The organism is Peribacillus sp. V2I11 (assembly GCF_030817135.1).
In the GTDB taxonomy this organism is placed as follows: Bacteria; Bacillota; Bacilli; order Bacillales; family DSM-1321; genus Peribacillus; species Peribacillus simplex.
The window spans coordinates 1,336,176-1,353,952 of record NZ_JAUSYW010000001.1; the positions used below are offsets into that span (position 1 = coordinate 1,336,176).

Genomic DNA, 17,777 nt, shown 5'->3' on the forward strand with positions numbered 1-17,777 from the left:
AAGTGTTCAACACAAAAAGGGCTGCAAACGCAGCCCTTTTTGATGATAGTGAAGTTATTGCAATAGCTACCCATCATGTTGATGATGTTGCATGTCCATTTCCGAATCATCACCGACCTTGAAATAATCACTTTCCCAAACAGCCGTTGTCCCAATAATGATAATGGAGAACAAGAGGGTCAGAATGAAAGGAGCAAATCCCCTCCCACTTTTTGTTTCTTTTATATCCTCTCTTTTTATTTAAAAAGTCACAAAGAATATACTGGCAAGGTAATCAGGTCCATCGAAACGAGCATGAAAGTTTGTGAATCAAGAGGCAGCATGGCTCCCATCATTGCCCCCATCAGAGTTGTTGATTGAGATTCCATAACCGATATTAACCCGAATGGCCTTCCGATGATGAAGCCTGCCACTGCACATATTGCGATGGCTAGAACGGTTAAAACCACCAGCTTGCCGGGCAACAGGAATGACAGCATTAAACTTAAGGTTAAACTTGTCGTCATGCTTAACATCATGACCATGCATTTACCCAGGCTAACACCAATATGATCTTTTTTCTGATGGGCTTTTTTAGAAAAGTAAAATGTATATGCCACGACTATCATAAAACTGGTCAGCAGCAGCATTCGATTCGTTTCCCCCTTTACTAGCATTAGTTAGTGAAACGTCTGATTTTTAATGACAGGAAGAATGACCACCCATTTGGCAAGCTGAATTCTTTGGTTTTGATGGAGGCACATCAAGAGCTGGATTCCGATTGAAAAAGCCCGTTGGTTTTAAAATGAAGCTAATATAAGCGGTCGGCATGACTGGCCAATCTTCAGGTCGGGTTATATGATGGTGTCCCATGTTATACCAGACCACCACATCTTCATTTTCAATGGAACGCTCGGCTTTAACCCACTCTTCCAACCCTTCTCCCCCTGCATATAGTTTTTTTTATAATATCATTAATTAAAACCATAAAAGAGGAAGCATCCCATTATCTTACTGCGATCCTTTTTCTTGTATGGACTTCATTAGCAATAATCGGTACTGTGAATTTAATGAGATTTTAATTAATGTTCCTCTTCAACTATCGGGGGCATTAGTTGGAGAAAAGACAACTGTAGTGACTGTCTTTTTATTTATGAGTTTATAAATATATACGAACAGAGCCCTATAAAAAAAGTAAACCATATGAAGGTTTGCTTCTTCAGTTTGTAGACTAAAGGGGGGGTTGGGAAACGTATCTTTCATCAAATGATGTTCCTGAACCAACTGACCCAAACCAACACCTTCAACTTCAACTCCTCAGGTATGGTTTCTAACTAAATGTTATCCCAAAGTTGAATGGAGAGGAAGGTGCGAGACTCCTGCGGGAAAAGCGCGTCCAAGGGAGACCCCACAGGCGCAAGCCGAGGGCGGACCGCCAGCGGAAAGCGAGTGCCTGGAGCGGAAATCAACGCCCAAATGTACAAGCCATAAAAAAACTGTAGGCAAACCATGTGAAAGTTTGCTTCTTCAGTTTGTAGACAAAAGGGGTTCGGAAAACATCTCTTTCATCAAATGATGTTCCCAAAGCAACACCTTCAACTCCTCAGGTATGGTTTCTAACTAAATGCTATAACAAAGTTGATTGGAAAGGGTGTACGAGACTCCCTGCGGGGGAAGTGCGTCAAGGGAGGCCCCGCAGGCGCAAGCCGAGGGCGGACCGCCAGCGGAAAGCGAGTGCCTGGAGCGGAAATAATCGTTCAAATTGTACAAGCCATAAAAAAACTGTAGGCAAACTCGATTTCTTCGAATTTGTCTACAGTCTCAGCAAACCTGATGAAGGTTTGCTTCCTTTCTTAGAAATGGAACTTACTTCTTCAAATGATATGGCACTGTCGTAATAACCACATTTCTTCTATAAAGTAAGTAGGCGCGAATCAGTAAACTTGATTGGTTATGAAGTATATTGTGCCAGCCCTTCTTTGGAATGAATTGGGGGATGATCACCGTAACTTTATAATTGGATTCCCTGGCCTTATGTTCAACTGTATCCACAAATTTAGTTAGTGGCTGAATGATACTTCTGTAATAAGAATTCAGTGTAACTAGTCTGACATCCGGCTGCCACTTTTTCCATTTTTCTCCGAATTTCTTTTCATCTTCTCTTTCAAAAGCAACATAAACGGCAATAACCTGATTTGCCGATAGAGATTTTGCATAATTTAAAGAGTTCTCAACCACATGGGTTATACCCGCCACAGGTACAATGATGATATTTCCTTCAATTGGTAAGATCGGCTCACATGTTGTAATCCTTAGTTGGTCACCAACTGCTTCATAATGCTTTCTAATTCGATGAAAAATTAAAATGATGATGGGTAAAAAAATCAAAACAGACCATACCTGAGTAAATTTGGTTAAAAAGAATATCATCGTGACGATAAAGCTAATCATGGCACCAATTGAATTAATGGTTAGTTTCATCATCCAGCCTTTTGGCTTTTCGCGAATCCATTTAACAATCATCCCGGTCTGGGACAACGTAAATGGAATGAATACCCCTACCGCATAAAGCGGAATGAGATTTTCTGTATGTCCTTCAAACGCGACTATTAAGATGATGGATGCAAGTCCCAGTATGATAATTCCATTGGAATACCCTAATCGGTCCCCTCTTATCGTAAACGCCCTTGGTATGAATTTATCCTTCGCAAGATTTACCGCAAGCAGAGGGAAAGCCGAATAGCCAGTATTGGCCGCCAGTATCAAGATCAATGCAGTCGTACCTTGAATGAAGAAATACATGAAATTCCGTCCAAAGATCTCTTCAGCAATCTGGGAGACGACCGTTACCTCCGCGCTTGGAACAATGCTTAAATAATAGGCTAAGTATACGATTCCCGAAAATAATACAGCTAGTAAGGAACCCATCGCTATTAAAGTTTTTGCAGCATTATTCGGGGCTGGATCTTTAAAGTTCGGGATTGCATTGGAAATCGCTTCGACTCCTGTCAATGCGGAGCTTCCTGATGCGAATGCTCTTAGCAGTATAAATAAACTGATGCCCGCTACCGGAGTCCCGATGGACGTGTGCAATTCCGGTGAAACCCCGCCCGTCAAAATCTTGTAAATGCCAACACCAATCAAGATAAACAATGCTAAAACGAATAAGTACACCGGATAGGCCAAAACAGAGGCCGACTCCGTAACCCCCCGAAGGTTCAGGATTGTAAGTAGAATGACGAAAATGATGGCTATGATGACATTATATGAATGCAGACCGGGAAAAGCGGACGTGATGGCATCCGTACCTGCAGAAACACTTACAGCGACAGTTAATATATAATCGACCAACAAGGATCCTCCAGCTATCAACCCTGGATTGACACCTAAATTATTTTTTGAAACCACATATGCCCCCCCGCCATGTGGATAAGCGAAAATGATTTGTCTATAGGACAAAATCAAAGCAGTTAACAGGATCAATACCCCAATCGCGATAGGGATGGAATACCAGAATGCCGCAGCACCGACCGTGATCAGGACGATCAATATTTGCTCCGGTCCATAAGCAACCGAAGACAAAGCATCAGAAGATAATATCGCCAAAGCCTTTGTTTTGTTAAGCTTTTGTTCACCAAGTGCATTTGATTTTAAAGGTCTCCCAATCAAGAACCTCTTTATAGAAGATAACATCAAGAATTCACCACCATATTTAATTTATAAGTTTATGTTACCCAGCTGTAGCAAAAAACAAGACGAAATAGAAAAATGCCTACAAGTCATGGCTAAATAGACCTGTAGACATTAATTTTTTTGTCTAACAAGCTCCACCTTCCTTCTCCTATAACGCTTACGAGGTTAGCTGTCGGATTCGGACCTAAGAGTAGCCCTACCTTGAAAGGATTCACCCCTTGGATTGTAGTAGCAATCCCTATAACGGGTCCCCCGCACCATAAGGTTTAAGCGATTTAGAAATATGAAACTGTTGATTATCATACTCCCGTGAAATGGAAAAGTAAATGAAAATTTTGCACATTAATAGAATAATCTTTGGAGGTGAAGTTTTGTTCTTGACGTATAGAACATAAGTCATGCAAACACATGATTCGAAGGGAGGAAAGGAGGTAAGTAAAAACGTCAAAAAGAAAATGATCAGGGGGTCACTGAACAAAAGGTGGTCCCAAAATGATAAAATGATCCCCACATGGAGAACGCGAAAGACGAAATTAAACAGATCTGCCCCAGCTTGGATAGTCAATTTCGCTTTCCGAATCAACTTTTATTTCCCATCCAATCGAGGGCATTATTCCACTGATCCACCCTAATTAGTTCCTTCCTTCTTGAATTGGTCTCAAATTGCTTTTTTTAAAGACAAAGTATTTCTGGCCAATATAGTTAAGAACTGTGTAAAAAATTGCTCCTATCAGCACAGCCACATTTTGTTGGATGGATAAATGAACGGATCCTTCCATTGATTCTGCTATAGCTTGGCCTAAAGAATAAGCTGCGGAATAACAAATCAGGATGACGCAAAAGAAACGGGCAACTCCTCTCCGCCATTCTATATTGCTTTTAAAGGTAAAAGTCCTGTTCAAAAGAAAACTCGTTACAGCTCCAGTACCATTGCCGAAAAAGGTGGAGATCCAGTAAGATAACTCAAGGACATTCATGAGAAAAAGCATGATGGAAAGTCCAACAGCTGTATTGACTATTCCAACCAATAAAAAGCGGATAAAGGAGTTAGTGTGTTTTAGATAGTTTTTCAATACTGTTCCGTTCATTGTCTAGTTGCTCCCGTTTTTTTAAATCGAGCGGATTAAATAAATCCAAATCAACAATATATTTAGGCCGGCGTTTGGATTCATTATAGATTTTACCGATATATTCCCCGATCAAGCCGACAGCGATCAACTGTAGTCCACCGATCAACCATATGGAGGTGATTAATGAGGTCCAACCCGTTTCGGTCTGACCATAAAACTTTAACCATAAAAAGTAAGACCCAAAGATTAAGCTAATGAAAAAGGAAAGACATCCTAGCCATAATACAAGCCGGATCGGTGTAACTGAAAAGGAAGTAACGCCATCAAGCGCAAACGCAACCATCTTCTTAAATGGATACTTCGTTTCCCCAGCCAATCTTTCTTTTCGGTCATAATAAACAGAGTCCGTCTTAAACCCAATGAGCGGTACGATCCCCCGTAAAAAAAGATTCGTTTCATCAAATCGTTCCAACTCCGCTATCGCCCTTTTACTCATTAGCCGGAAATCGGCATGATTATAGACAAGGTTAACCCCCATCTTGTTCATCAATTTATAAAAAACAGTTGCAGATGTTCGTTTAAAAAATGTATCAAGGTCCCTTTTTTGGCGGACACCATATACAATTTCACATCCTTCATTGAATTTCCGAATGAATTCAGGGATGACTTGAATATCATCCTGTAAATCTGCATCAATGGATATCACACAATCCGAGGCTTCCTTGGCTGTAAACAATCCTGCCAGGAGTGCATTTTGATGTCCTGCATTCCGGGAAAGCTTTAGCCCGCGGACAAATTCATTATTAATCGTTTCCTTATAAATGATCTTCCATGTTTGATCTTTGCTTCCATCATCAACCAATAGGATTTTACTTTGACCAGAAACAATGTTTTCTTCGACTAACCCCCTCATTAATCCACAAAGCTGGGAAATGGTATCCTGCAATACGCTTTCTTCGTTATAACAAGGTACAACAATCGTTAGTATCGGTGAATTCACTCTATTCCCCCCTTTTCACATGACTCTGTATAAATGAATTTTCCATACGCTTCCTTTTTTTTCAAAAATCCTATCTAGTACCAATCCGTTTTCCTTCGCGTTGTTGATTGGTATGGCAGAAAATATATACTTACCACCTAATCCTTTAAACGCATCCATATTAAGGTCCAAATTGTCCAGCTCTTTCTTCGAGCTTTTCTTGAACATATAATGCTTCCCAAGCTCATCGGTAAATAGGTAACAACGTCCTCCCCATTCATCAAAGTAGATTCTGATGTTTTTATTCTTAGCCAATTCGTTTTCAATTATTTGACGAAAGTGATGTTTGTAGGTAAGCGGATAGAAATTGTTATAGCTATCCAGCGTGTAAAATCCATTAAATTGTGCAATTGCTGGGTGCAGCCCAATGCTAGCAACACGATATTCTTCCGGTGGAAGGTCAATATGATCTTTTATTTCCTGAAAAAGGCTTTCTGAATAGAACTGTTTAAAAGACGGTTTTTTATTGTGAGTGATTTCTTCATTGAAACCTATTAAAATCATAATTTGAACGGCGATGAAAATAGAAAGGGTTTTCTTAGCATAATCGCTGTGTTCCCAAATGATTTTTATCGCGAGGGCAAACCCCAAGTAAATTACCATCGGCCTTAAAAAGTGAAATCTGGCAAAATTAAAGGTATCCAGGGTGTGAATCCTTTCCGTTAAAGGAAGCCAGCCTTTATAAAACCAAAATGCGTACCACGCTGAGAGCATAAAATTCAAGCCGAATAAAAAAACATAAACCTTTTCCTGTCTCCAAAGTTTTTTGGTCAGAATAATATAAAGGGCAAAGACTGTAATCGGCAGGATGATAAGCGCATGTACAGTCATGACATGCGTATGTCCAAGAACGAAATTTTTGAAAGTAAGCTTAATGACCCATTCGAGCGGCAGCCTGGCGTGGAAATATTCATATCTGCTGTTTGGCTCCGAATCAAAAATGAATGAAGCGACCAGACGATACTCCACCAAACCAAAAATGGCGGTCATATACACGATCGAAAGAAGAAACGTTATATTCCACCCTTTTCTCCTGATCACATCCGTTAGCCAAAGAAAGCCCATTGCAACAAGGAAAAAGAAAAAGCCAAGCACGATGCTTGAATAAAGCGGTAAAAGGGTAAGGACCAAATAATTCTTCCAAGAATGGTCCTTGCTGCGAATATTCAAAAAAGCCCAAAGTGCTAATGGCATCCCAAGTGTACTGAGCATTCCCGATGGCCAAAATGGGGTAAGGGCAAAGGCTAAGGATGTTCCAACCCTAATCCAACCTGATCGACTCCCTGCAACCAAATGTTTCTTCAATAGGATATACATACCAAAGAATGCAATAAACCTTGTTAATGCCTGGCTTATTGCATATGCAACCATTGTCGGAAAAAGAGCATAAAGCCACACGATAATACTGAACTCACTGCCAAAAGCATTTCGGGGCAGCCCATTCATAATCTGGGGAATTTTGGCGTCTATTGCGCCGAATAACTCACCGCTTTCTGAAAGGACTTTATACCAGGCAAGGTTGGAATCCAAATTATCATGTACGCGAATATGCGCATTTTCTCCAAGGATGAATAAAGGAGAAAGATATAAAACAATGACGAGAAAGGCAAAAAGGATTTGTTTTCTTTCTTGATTTTCAATTGGCAAAATATACACCTCTTGACCAAATTCATATATCCATAATATTTGCTATGGAGGTAAATCTATTCTTTTTCAAGGATTTATTTTCCCCTTTATTGATATAGGTCAACCAATGACCACATAAAATGAAGGGTAGAACAAAAAGCATATAAAAGAACTTTAAAAAGGGGCTGGGCTATGATAAAGAAAGCGGTGATTCCAGCAGCCGGTTTAGGAACACGATTTTTACCTGCTACTAAAGCCCAACCAAAGGAAATGCTGCCGATTGTCGATAAGCCGACCATTCAATATATTATCGAGGAAGCGGTACAATCAGGAATTACAGATATTATCATCGTTACGGGTAAAAACAAACGTGCCATCGAAGATCATTTCGATAAATCCATTGAACTTGAAATGCTTCTGCAAATGAAAGGTCAAAATGATCTGCTTAAGATCGTGGAGAACATTTCCAACATGGTGGATATCCACTATGTAAGACAAAAGGAACCTTTAGGTCTGGGGCATGCAGTTTTATGTGCCAAAACTTTTATCGGAGACGAACCTTTTGCCGTCCTGTTAGGGGATGATATCGTGGATAGCCAGGTTCCAGCTTTGAAGCAGTTAATGGAACGGTACAACAAGGTTCGAGCGAGCATTATCGGATGTAAGGAAGTGTCACCTGCCGATGTCTCCAAGTATGGGATCGTAAATTTCCAAGAACGATATGAGGATTTATTTCTGGTAAGGAACTTAGTGGAAAAGCCAAAAGTGGAGGATGCACCATCAACACAGGCGATTATTGGCCGATATATTTTATCACCTGCGATTTTTGAAATCCTTGAAACCGTACAGCCCGATCGGAAGGGGGAGATCCAGCTTACCGAGGCTCTAGACCTTTTGTTAGAAAGGGAACCATTATATTCATATATCATCGAAGGAAATCGATATGACGTCGGCGATAAATTCGGCTTCCTCCAAGCTTCAATAGATTTCGCCATGAAACGACCTGAACTTCGTGATCAGCTAATAACATATTTAAGACAGCTGTTCCCTTAATGAAATCAATATGACCCACGCCCAATTACCTAGAGGTGATTGGGCCATTTCCACATCGAATTAACCCTTTTGGTTGTATCGCTAACATATCCCCGTACCCTAATCTCTAAGCAAAATATAACTGTTTATTATTAACGCTACCGTGAAATGTAAAAGCAAGTGAAAAAGTTGGACAGAAAAAGAATAATTTATTATAAGTGAGGATATGTTGATAACGTATCCTTCATTTTTGATCCAAACAACGATATCCAGAAAGGATTGTATAGAAACACATGCACAAAAAAACTAATAATCCAATAATATCCGATGAATTTTTAGATCAAGTGGTTAAGGAAATCAATGCACAATTTGGCCGGCCCATAAATGAAAAAAATGATCGTTTCCTACATGGGGACGGTGAAGAAAGAACTTGAATCCCATAACATTAATCTAAAGCTTTCATGAAAGACTCTGGCTCTATTATCCAGAGTTTTTTTTTGCTAACTTATGTAACTTTATTTCTTCCATAGAATTATCCGCCCTTTCTTTAACAACTTGTCCAAACCGATTTAGCATATCCTCATAGAATGATTACATGTAATTATTTTAAGAAAGGGGAATAACTACATTGAGCCACGCTGATGATGTCTTCCGCACTTCTCCAAAGGTTCCAAAAGGAAGGCTGATTACCGGACATACAAAGGAGTTTCAAACAGATCCCATTGGCTTTCTGACCCGATTGGCAAAGGAATATGGGGAAGTCGCTAAATTCCGTTTAGGACCATTCCAAAATGTTTATCACGTTTTAAATCCTGATTTAATAAAACAAATTCTAGTAACAAAACAAAAGTCCTTCGTCAAATCCAAGGACTTCAATGTTTTAAAACCGCTTATCGGTGAAGGTCTACTTACAAGCGAAAAAGACTTTCATATGCGACAAAGAAGGCTTATCCAACCCTCTTTCAAAAAGACTCATATTAGCCAATACGCCAAGGATATGATTGATACCACAATGGATTATATATCAACTTGGCAACATGATGATGAACGGATTATAACGAAGGATATGATGAACATCACTCTCGGGATTATCAGCAAGACCATGTTCAGCATGGAATTCAAGGATGGGTATGAAATCGTTGGGAAACCGCTGGAAACAGCTTTAAGAATAACAGTCAAAAGGATGAGAAAGATTTTCCGTATGCCATTATGGGTACCGACTAAAATCAACCGTGAATTTAAAAGGGCGATACAAAGACTTGATAAAGTGATTTACGGCATTATTGAAAAACGGAAGAACGACACAGTAAAACATGAAGACATGCTTGGGATCCTGATGGACGCCCGTGATGCCGACGACGGATTAGGGATGACAAACCATCAGGTCCGTGATGAATTAATGACTATTTTTCTTGCCGGTCATGAAACGACAGCAAATGCTCTTTCCTGGGCACTGTATGCAATTTCGAAGCATCCAGAAATTCAAGCCAAGCTTTTCAGTGAAGTGAATAGCACAATCGGTCACCGGAAACCCAAGCCTGAAGATTTCATGAAATTACCATACACTCAAAATATCATTCATGAAACACTTCGCGTGTACCCGCCACTGTATATCTTATCCCGTGATGTGACGGAGGATGTCGTAATAGGAGGATATCGCTTTAAAAAAGGCGATATGATTCTAATAAGTTCTTACGTGATGCAGCATAATCCAGAGTATTTTGATCAACCGGAATCATTTATTCCTGAGCGATTTGAAAATAACTTTATGAAAAGCCTGCCTGCGTTCGCTTACTTTCCATTTGGCGGAGGGCCGCGGGTTTGTATTGGCAATCATTTTGCCATGATGGAAGCGGTGTTTGTCCTGGCCTGCATTGCCCAACGATATAAGATAAAGCTTGCACCTGACCACCATGAAGTAACCCCTCTTCCATCCCTTACACTCAGACCCAAGAATGGACTGCGCATAATAATAGAAGAAAGAGATGCAGAAGCCTTCGAACATGGGGCATCCAATTTTTGAAGTAATAAGAATGATCTCATATAAACATAACATTCATATTGGTTCGATTAACTCCTATAACAGACTGGTCTATTCTTTTAGAAGGGAGGGATGAAAAAATGTACATGCTCCATTCACCACGGAAGGGAATCATCCACACTGAATTGCACTATTTAGGGATGGCCTCGCAGGTATATACCGGTTATTTGAAATTTCTAAGCGAAATTGAACCGATACAAGAAACCGAAAACCTACAGCCGCCCCCTCTCCCCTTTATATATGAGAACGGATAGTTTCGTTAGCCTTTCCCGCTTCAAACCGTATATTTAAAAAAAACCGACCTTGGGAATGGTCGGTTTTTTGTTATTCAGCAGTTTGTTCCATAACCCTGGGTGCCTCCGCCGCCACAAATGCTGGCTCCAGGAACCACTAAAAGGAGAAACAAAACGACTATAAAGGCGAAACCTCCGCCAATCCAAAGCCGCCATCACACCCTGACAAATATGAACATCTCCTTATTCGTTTTTAAGGAAGGACTTGAACTGATTACATCACATACCAAACAAAATGTAAGTAATAACGAAATTAGACATTTACTCTCTTCCCTTTTTCAATATGTATTTAACTCAAATGATGCAGAATTGCCTTGTGCCATTTTGTTAAATTAAAATTCGATTCCATCCATATAAGTCAACTATCAGTTTGCTTTCCATTTCATAAAATTAGAAATATTTTTACATAATAAGGAGAATTGATCCTTTACTGTTAAAGGAATCATTTCCAGTTCACCTGCCTAAATTGACATTTTTCCGAATCATGATATATTAATATAATTACTTTAGCGCGTGAAAGCGTTCAATAACAGAAGAACCCTTAGTTTTTCTGATAGAGTATTTTATTAAAATAATGAAAGAAAGGCATGAATAAAATGGAGAAGACTCATCAAGATTTAAAAAAGGGCTTATTGCCGAGGCATGTCCAGTTCATTGCTTTAGCCGGAATGATAGGAACAGGGATTTTTAAGGGGAGCTCCGATACATTAAATATGGCAGGTCCAAGTGTTGTGATAGCCTATTTAATAGGGGGGCTATTGTTATTTATCGTAATGGCGGCATTAGGAGAGATGGCAACCGCTTTTCCTAATTTGAACGTACAACGTCTCATTAATAAAGCTTTTGGGTTTCAACTATCCTTCATTGTCGGATGGCTCTATTGGTTTAACTGGATTATCGTGATCATTGTGGAAATAGTCGCCGCCGGTAGCTTTCTACAATATTGGTTTCCATCAGTACCATTATGGCTGTTAAGTATCCTTTGCGCCTCATTAATTATAGGAATAAATTTGTTTCAAGTAAAATACTATGGAGAACTCGAGTTTTGGTTCGCAGGAATTAAAATAATAACCTTGATTGCCTTTATTATTTTAGGTGCTTTGATCATGCTGGGACTTCTTCCTAGTTCGGCTTCATTTTCTAATTACACGGCACATGGGGGCTTTTTCCCCCAAGGAATTGACGGAATGTTAAGTGCACTTTTAGTGGTAATGTTTTCATATGGGGGTGCAGAATTAATTGGTGTAGCGGTCACGGAAACAAAAGATAGCCAGCGAGTCATACCAAAAATCATTAAAGGAACAGTATGGCGGGTGATTCTTTTCTATGTCTTGCCAATACTTATTATTTGTGGGGTAATACCTTGGAACCAAGTAAGCACTGAAGTAAGTCCTTTCATTCAGGTTTTCAGCTTATCAGGTCTTCCCGGAGCAGCCGATATTATGAATTTCATTCTTTTAACCGCTGTATTATCAGCTGCAAATTCAGGTATATATGCTACCTCAAGGACATTGTTCACTCTTTCCCAGAACGGGGAAGCGCCTCAGGCATTTTTAAAAACAACCAAAAAGGGTATCCCGCTTAATGGTATATTTTTAACTACATTATGTATATTGGCTGGTGTGTTTTTATCCTATTTGACTCCCGACCTGATTTTAAGCTACCTTATGGCCATTCCCGGATTCACAGTTTTATTATTATGGATCAGTATTTGTTCCGCGCAATTGAAGCTGCGTAATCAATACACAAGTAAACCAGGTTTCCGGGTAAAATGGTACCCATATACAACTATATTAGCCATCACTGCTTTAAGCATTATCTTTTTGGCATTTATCTTTAATAAGCAAAACATCATTGGGACCACAGTATGTCTTGTCACGTTAGTAGTATTTATCCTTCTCTCTTTCATTGTCAAACAAAAAAAATAGAAATATTATACCCCCCCTGAATTTTAATACCAGGGATTTCTGACTGTAGACAAACTCGATGAAAGTCGAGTTTGCCTACAGTTTTTTTAGTACTAGCACAATTTGAGCGTTGATTTGAACTCCAGGGACTCGCTTTCCGCGGACGGTCCCCCCTCTCGCTCTTTGCGCCTGTGGGGTCTTCCCCTGGCCTGGACGCGAACCCCTTTCATGATTTCTTGAGGGAATCATTACCTATATTTTTTTACTTTTTTATATCCCTGGATTGAAGAAATTTGCCATACTCCTGCCGAATAACTGGCTAGCCGAGACCCCGGAGACGCTTGCGGCGAGGAGGCTTGGCAGACAGTCGGCCGAAAGGAAGCGGATTTCTGAAATCAACTGGAACTCTTTTTTCTTTCTAAGAAATTTTGTTTTACAAATTTCCGGGTGCTTCAACATTCTTATTTATATTTTCAACATACATATGTTAAAATAACCAATGAACCAATCATCCTACAAATTTAGAGGTGTATATATTGACCATATCTAAAACAAATCGATTATCACTTGTAGAGCAAGTGGTTTCCCAAATCGAATCGTTAATCGAATCAGGTGAATGGAAAATTGGAAATCAAATCCCCCCTGAAATGGATTTGATCCAACAGTTCGATGTAAGCAGAAATACATTAAGAGAAGCTGTACGATCACTTGTTTATGCAGGGCTTTTAGTAACGAAACAAGGAAAGGGGACATTCGTAAGGGCATCAAGTGCATTGGGGGCTGCATTTGAAAGAAGGATCCAGCAGTCAAGTTTATTAGAAACGTTAGAGGTCCGTCATGCCCTTGAAAGAGAGGGAGCTCAGTTAGCGGCATTAAGACGTAATCAGGAAGATATAGAACGATTGCGGTTTCATATAACAGCATGCAGCAGAGCTGCCGAAGCAAAGGATATCAAGGCTTTCGAAGAAGCGGATATACAGTTACATAAATCGATTATGGGTTCATCACATAATGATTTATTGATTGATTTGTACGAACATATGGAACACTCCCTGCATGAATCCATCCATCAGATAGTTGAGTTGAGTACTGATGCGAACTTTCATTTGAACATTCATTGCAGCCTTGTAGATGCCATCATCGAACAAGATGTGAACCGGGCAACCGAAGCAGTCAATGAGTACATTGCACAATTCAAAAAATCTTTAGAGTAAGTAAGGAGGAGATTATGGGCATTCATCAAGCGGCAAATCAACTAGAACAAACAAAAATGGATATTAAACCCAGAGTTGGACTACTCATCATCGGGATCATCCTTCTTGGAGCAAATCTGAGGGCTCCCTTAACATCGGTTGGCCCCCTTGTCACTACAATCCGTGATAACTTGGGGATATCCAATACATTATCAGGTTCATTAACGACATTGCCTTTGCTTTCTTTCGCTTTATTATCACCATTTGCACCTAGGATAGCACGGCGTTTCGGAATGGAGCTTACCCTTTTAATTTCCCTGATATTATTAACGATCGGGATTGGGATACGCTCAGTTGGCGGAGTGCCCACATTGTTCATAGGGACCATTTTAATCGGGTTAGCCATCGCAATCGGCAATGTATTGTTACCCAGTCTGATTAAGCATAACTTTGCCAGGAATATCGGTTTAATGACAGGAACCTATGCTGTTTCCATGAATTTATGTGGCGCAATAGGTTCCGGAATCAGCATTCCCCTTGCTTCATCCGGATTGGGATGGGCTGGTGCCCTTGGATGTTGGGGAATTTTATCACTTATTACAGTTTTCTTATGGATGCCTCAATTAAGACGGCCATTCAGGTCAGGTAAGGATGTACCAACGGCTCAAAAGGATAAAAAGATTAACTTATGGCGTTCTGGTTTAGCTTGGCAAATCACTTTCTTCATGGGATTGCAATCGTTTATTTTCTATACAGTCATTACCTGGATGCCGGAAATCCTCGAGCAAAAGGGCCTGAATGCTGATGAGGCTGGCTGGATGTTATCCATCATGCAGCTTGCCGTCATTCCCATAACATTCCTTGTGCCCATTTTAGCTGGACGCTTACAAAGTCAGCGTCTGTTAGTGGTCCCGCCTGTCGTCTTCCTAATTACAGGGATATTCGGCATATTATATGGAAGCACTCTGTTCATCCTAGTATGCATGGTATTGATCGGAATTGGGGTCGGAACCATATTCAGTTTATCCATGATGTTCTTTAGTCTTCGAACACAAAGCACCCATGAGGCGACGGAATTATCAGGAATGGCTCAATCATTCGGTTACCTCTTAGCTGCCATTGGACCTGTATTATTCGGATTGCTTCATGACGTTACACACAGCTGGACAGTTCCCTTATTGATGTTGGCCGTAATATCGGCACTTATTTTCATTGTTGGAATGCGTGCAGGAAAAAATGAGTATGTAACCACTCAATGAAATCATTCATGAAATTTTGTTAAAACAACCATACTTCCATATAAGGGTATGGTTGTTTTTTGTCTTTCTTTTGATTCTGTTCAACTTATAAATATTGTGAACTTTTACATATAAACTTCAAACGAATGATCATATAGCGGATGAAAAGGCCGTAGCTTCTGTTGAGTAACGTCCTTTTCATAAGTAATTCGAATTTATGTATCTTATCCGTTACCATGACACTGCAAAAAAAGAAGATTTGAAAAAAGACGTACAATGTGAATCGCACGCCTTTTTAACCTACAATTATTTTGAACTTTCCACTTTTCCTTTTTTATGCATATTTCTTATTTTCTTCGTCTTTAAAAAAGCTCTTCATCGCATGGAAAACGTCAGACTTTTGCTTAAGAATATAGTACCTGAATTTTTCATTATCGATGTTCTTATAAGCTGTCATCAATGTCGAATGACGATTGTATTGATTGACTTCCCCATACCCGAACATATTGGAAACCTTCATGAGTTCCTCAACAAGCTTAACGCATCGGACGTTATCGGATGTTAGGTTATCCCCATCGGAAAAGTGAAACGGATAGATATTAAACTTCACAGGGTCATATTTATGATCAATAAGTTCTAATGCTTTTCGGTATACGGATGAACAAATCGTACCGCCGCTTTCCCCTTTTGAAAAGAAATCCTCTTCCGAAACAACTTTCGCTTCTGTATGATGGGCAATGAACTCGATTTCCACCGTTTCATATTTTGTCCTCAAGAAACGGTTCATCCAAAAGAAAAAGCTTCGAGCCATATATTTTTCCCATAACCCCATACTTCCGGAAGTATCCATCATTGCCAGTACAACTGCTTTGGAATCGGGTTTCTGAATCTCATTCCAGGTTTTGAATTTAAAGTCTTCCTTATAAATAGGATGAAAACCTGGGGCCCCCCTTAAGGCATTCCGTTTGAAAGCCGATATCATCGTTTTCTTTTTATCGATATTTCCCATTAGGCCTGTCTTGCGGATATCGTTGAACTCGATGTGTTCAAGCGTGTGCTCCGCGTGTTCTTTCTTCTGGAGATTAGGGAGTTCCAATTGACTGAACAGGGCTTCCTCCAATTCCATCATCGACACTTCGGCTTCATAATAATCCTCGCCGGCCTTGTCACCTGCACCTTGGCCCTTACCGGCTCCTGCATCGGACGGTGAGCCATCCCTTGCGACCACATCGCCCACTTTACTGTCTCCATCGCCTTGCCCTACATGTTTGTTTTTATCATAGTTATAACGAATTTTGTATTCATCCAAGGAGCGAATGGGGATCTTGATAACATCCCGGCCATTGGACATTACGATGCTTTCTTCTGAAATTAAATCAGGCAAATTATTCTTGATCGCTTCCTGCACCTTTTCCTGATGACGTTGTTGATCATCATAGCCTTTCCGATGGAGGGACCAATTTTCCTGTGAGATAACATACTGTTGATTACTCTCTTCCGACATTCTCTTCCCCCCTTAAAAATGTTTGCACACTTTTCATCATTCCTTCATATAATAAATTAGTGTGGGATGCCCACATCATTCCGGTTTTCCAATAAAAAATACAGTGCGAAAAACGGATTAAAAGAAAAGTATTACTCTATCTTATGCAGCGATGCTGGATAATTTACAATAAAATTCAATAATGGATGTTTGCCTACGAACTAGACAAGTCCTGACATGGGCATTAGAGGCCCTTTAAAGTTTTTTTTATAAATGTTACTGCAAAATAAACGAACAGACCTGATGATCTTCAGGTCCGTTCGTTTTTTTTGCAGGTTCCATTTGTCGGATTATAGGATAATTCAAAATATCTTTTTGAACTTAGCTACGTAATTGATTTGCAAAACAAGGGACTTCCAATTTAAAGAGCAATGAAACACACCAAAAAGGGTGTCCCAGTAGTTTTTTGGACACCCTTTTACACAGATAGAATGATTCTGGTTGTGATTTTCGTCAATCTTTATCTTCCTCTATTTCATGTTGAACTGTACCTGGGCGTTTATCCCACTCTTTCAATTCTTCATTCGTCCTTTGATTTTCCATCTGCTTTCCAAGTTCTTTCATCTCTTCATAGTCCTTAGCCATGGAGCTATTTTCCGGAACATGTTCTTTTTTCAATTCCTCTTTACTCATTTGCCATCACCTCTACTTATTGATACCCAATATTTCCAAATCCAAAACGTAACATATCTAATGGAAATATGGGGTATAGATAAGACATTATGAGCAAATGCAAGGAGGTGCAAGGAGTATGCAAACAACTACCCTTTATGTAAAGGAAGCAACGTCAGAAGGCCCGATTTTAAATCTGGAGTCCATACTTTTGAAAACGGAAGGTGTGGAACGTGCGATCATCGATGTTGATGATGGGGAAATTAAAATCGATCATAGCGAAGACAAACTATCACCGAATCAACTTATTACACTTATTGAACAGTATGGCTTGAATGTAACTAAATAGAAATCAAAAGCACCGGGCTCCTCCATTCAGAAGGGCCCGGTACTTTGTTGGTTTATTATTTCTCATTCCTTGTCAAAGCACCCTTTAACACCTTCAAAAGATACATAATATGGGAATTCAGGAGTTGAAGGGAATTGATTGGATTTCCTCTAATCCACTTTT

The 17,777-nt window shown here is 39.8% G+C and carries 15 protein-coding genes and 1 riboswitch; of the genes, 6 read left to right on the plus strand and 9 right to left on the minus strand.

Annotated elements, in window-relative coordinates:
* Positions 1-248: 248 nt before the first annotated feature.
* The 6 genes from QFZ73_RS06490 to QFZ73_RS06515 all read right to left on the minus strand — a co-directional run bounded on the left by QFZ73_RS06490 (position 249) and on the right by QFZ73_RS06515 (position 7,422).
* Positions 249-629, minus strand: coding sequence for a hypothetical protein (locus QFZ73_RS06490; protein WP_307264374.1), 381 nt, complete (start codon positions 627-629; stop codon positions 249-251).
* 49 nt (positions 630-678) lie between these two features.
* Positions 679-915 (minus strand): copper amine oxidase, encoded by a 237-nt coding sequence (locus QFZ73_RS06495; protein ID WP_251438236.1) that lies wholly within the window; start codon positions 913-915, stop codon positions 679-681.
* 930 nt (positions 916-1,845) lie between these two features.
* A complete protein-coding gene (locus QFZ73_RS06500) occupies positions 1,846-3,672 on the minus strand; it encodes an APC family permease (RefSeq protein ID WP_307264379.1) in 1,827 nt (608 codons plus the stop codon).
* A gap of 139 nt (positions 3,673-3,811) precedes the next feature.
* A riboswitch (cyclic di-AMP (ydaO/yuaA leader) is annotated at positions 3,812-3,955 on the minus strand.
* Positions 3,956-4,304: 349 nt separating this feature from the next.
* Complete coding sequence (locus tag QFZ73_RS06505) at positions 4,305-4,760, minus strand: GtrA family protein (protein ID WP_251438234.1); 456 nt, start codon at positions 4,758-4,760, stop codon at positions 4,305-4,307.
* Positions 4,720-5,742, minus strand: coding sequence for a glycosyltransferase family 2 protein (locus QFZ73_RS06510; RefSeq protein ID WP_307264384.1), 1,023 nt, complete (start codon positions 5,740-5,742; stop codon positions 4,720-4,722). The genes QFZ73_RS06505 and QFZ73_RS06510 overlap by 41 nt, the downstream gene beginning before the upstream one ends.
* A 15-nt stretch (positions 5,743-5,757) precedes the next feature.
* Positions 5,758-7,422 (minus strand): DUF6044 family protein, encoded by a 1,665-nt coding sequence (locus QFZ73_RS06515; RefSeq protein ID WP_307272635.1) that lies wholly within the window; start codon positions 7,420-7,422, stop codon positions 5,758-5,760.
* A 177-nt stretch (positions 7,423-7,599) separates the two neighbouring features.
* Here QFZ73_RS06515 and galU point away from each other — a divergent pair, with 177 nt between their 5' ends.
* The gene (galU, locus tag QFZ73_RS06520; RefSeq protein WP_251438232.1) at positions 7,600-8,460 is read left to right on the plus strand and encodes a UTP--glucose-1-phosphate uridylyltransferase GalU; all 861 of its coding nucleotides are present in this window, start codon (positions 7,600-7,602) and stop codon (positions 8,458-8,460) included.
* Positions 8,461-9,067: 607 nt separating this feature from the next.
* Entirely contained in the window at positions 9,068-10,462 is a 1,395-nt protein-coding gene (locus tag QFZ73_RS06525) for a cytochrome P450 (protein ID WP_307264390.1), read from the plus strand.
* Positions 10,463-10,808: 346 nt separating this feature from the next.
* Here QFZ73_RS06525 and QFZ73_RS06530 read toward each other — a convergent pair whose 3' ends face one another.
* Positions 10,809-10,916 carry a YjcZ family sporulation protein gene (locus tag QFZ73_RS06530; protein ID WP_373458995.1) on the minus strand — a complete coding sequence of 36 codons (108 nt, stop codon included), beginning with the start codon at positions 10,914-10,916 and terminating at the stop codon, positions 10,809-10,811.
* Positions 10,917-11,369: 453 nt separating this feature from the next.
* Here QFZ73_RS06530 and QFZ73_RS06535 point away from each other — a divergent pair, with 453 nt between their 5' ends.
* From QFZ73_RS06535 to QFZ73_RS06545, 3 genes are all read left to right on the plus strand, one after another.
* On the plus strand, positions 11,370-12,701 hold the full coding sequence (locus QFZ73_RS06535; RefSeq protein WP_307272638.1) for an amino acid permease: 1,332 nt from the start codon (positions 11,370-11,372) through the stop codon (positions 12,699-12,701).
* Positions 12,702-13,216: 515 nt separating this feature from the next.
* The gene (locus QFZ73_RS06540; protein ID WP_307264392.1) at positions 13,217-13,894 is read left to right on the plus strand and encodes a FadR/GntR family transcriptional regulator; all 678 of its coding nucleotides are present in this window, start codon (positions 13,217-13,219) and stop codon (positions 13,892-13,894) included.
* A gap of 56 nt (positions 13,895-13,950) precedes the next feature.
* The gene (locus QFZ73_RS06545) at positions 13,951-15,132 is read left to right on the plus strand and encodes a CynX/NimT family MFS transporter (protein WP_307272642.1); all 1,182 of its coding nucleotides are present in this window, start codon (positions 13,951-13,953) and stop codon (positions 15,130-15,132) included.
* Between the two features lie 313 nt (positions 15,133-15,445).
* Here QFZ73_RS06545 and yhbH read toward each other — a convergent pair whose 3' ends face one another.
* Together yhbH and QFZ73_RS06555 are read right to left on the minus strand one after the other, a co-directional pair.
* A complete protein-coding gene (gene yhbH, locus QFZ73_RS06550) occupies positions 15,446-16,615 on the minus strand; it encodes a sporulation protein YhbH (RefSeq protein ID WP_307264395.1) in 1,170 nt (389 codons plus the stop codon).
* Positions 16,616-17,107: 492 nt separating this feature from the next.
* Positions 17,108-17,287, minus strand: coding sequence for a hypothetical protein (locus QFZ73_RS06555; protein WP_063235975.1), 180 nt, complete (start codon positions 17,285-17,287; stop codon positions 17,108-17,110).
* A 118-nt stretch (positions 17,288-17,405) separates the two neighbouring features.
* Here QFZ73_RS06555 and QFZ73_RS06560 point away from each other — a divergent pair, with 118 nt between their 5' ends.
* On the plus strand, positions 17,406-17,615 hold the full coding sequence (locus QFZ73_RS06560) for a hypothetical protein (protein ID WP_063235974.1): 210 nt from the start codon (positions 17,406-17,408) through the stop codon (positions 17,613-17,615).
* The last annotated feature ends 162 nt before the right edge of the window (positions 17,616-17,777 follow it).

Excerpts from the sequence above, each read along its gene's own strand:
- QFZ73_RS06500 (WP_307264379.1), bottom strand. The coding sequence starts at position 3,672 with ATGTTATCTTCTATAAAGAGGTTCTTGATTGGGAGACCTTTAAAATCA.
- QFZ73_RS06535 (WP_307272638.1), top strand. The coding sequence starts at position 11,370 with ATGGAGAAGACTCATCAAGATTTAAAAAAGGGCTTATTGCCGAGGCAT.
- QFZ73_RS06560 (WP_063235974.1), top strand. The coding sequence starts at position 17,406 with ATGCAAACAACTACCCTTTATGTAAAGGAAGCAACGTCAGAAGGCCCG.
- QFZ73_RS06490 (WP_307264374.1), bottom strand. The coding sequence starts at position 629 with ATGCTGCTGCTGACCAGTTTTATGATAGTCGTGGCATATACATTTTAC.
- yhbH (WP_307264395.1), bottom strand. The coding sequence starts at position 16,615 with ATGTCGGAAGAGAGTAATCAACAGTATGTTATCTCACAGGAAAATTGG.
- QFZ73_RS06555 (WP_063235975.1), bottom strand. The coding sequence starts at position 17,287 with ATGAGTAAAGAGGAATTGAAAAAAGAACATGTTCCGGAAAATAGCTCC.
- QFZ73_RS06505 (WP_251438234.1), bottom strand. The coding sequence starts at position 4,760 with ATGAACGGAACAGTATTGAAAAACTATCTAAAACACACTAACTCCTTT.
- galU (WP_251438232.1), top strand. The coding sequence starts at position 7,600 with ATGATAAAGAAAGCGGTGATTCCAGCAGCCGGTTTAGGAACACGATTT.
- QFZ73_RS06545 (WP_307272642.1), top strand. The coding sequence starts at position 13,951 with ATGGATATTAAACCCAGAGTTGGACTACTCATCATCGGGATCATCCTT.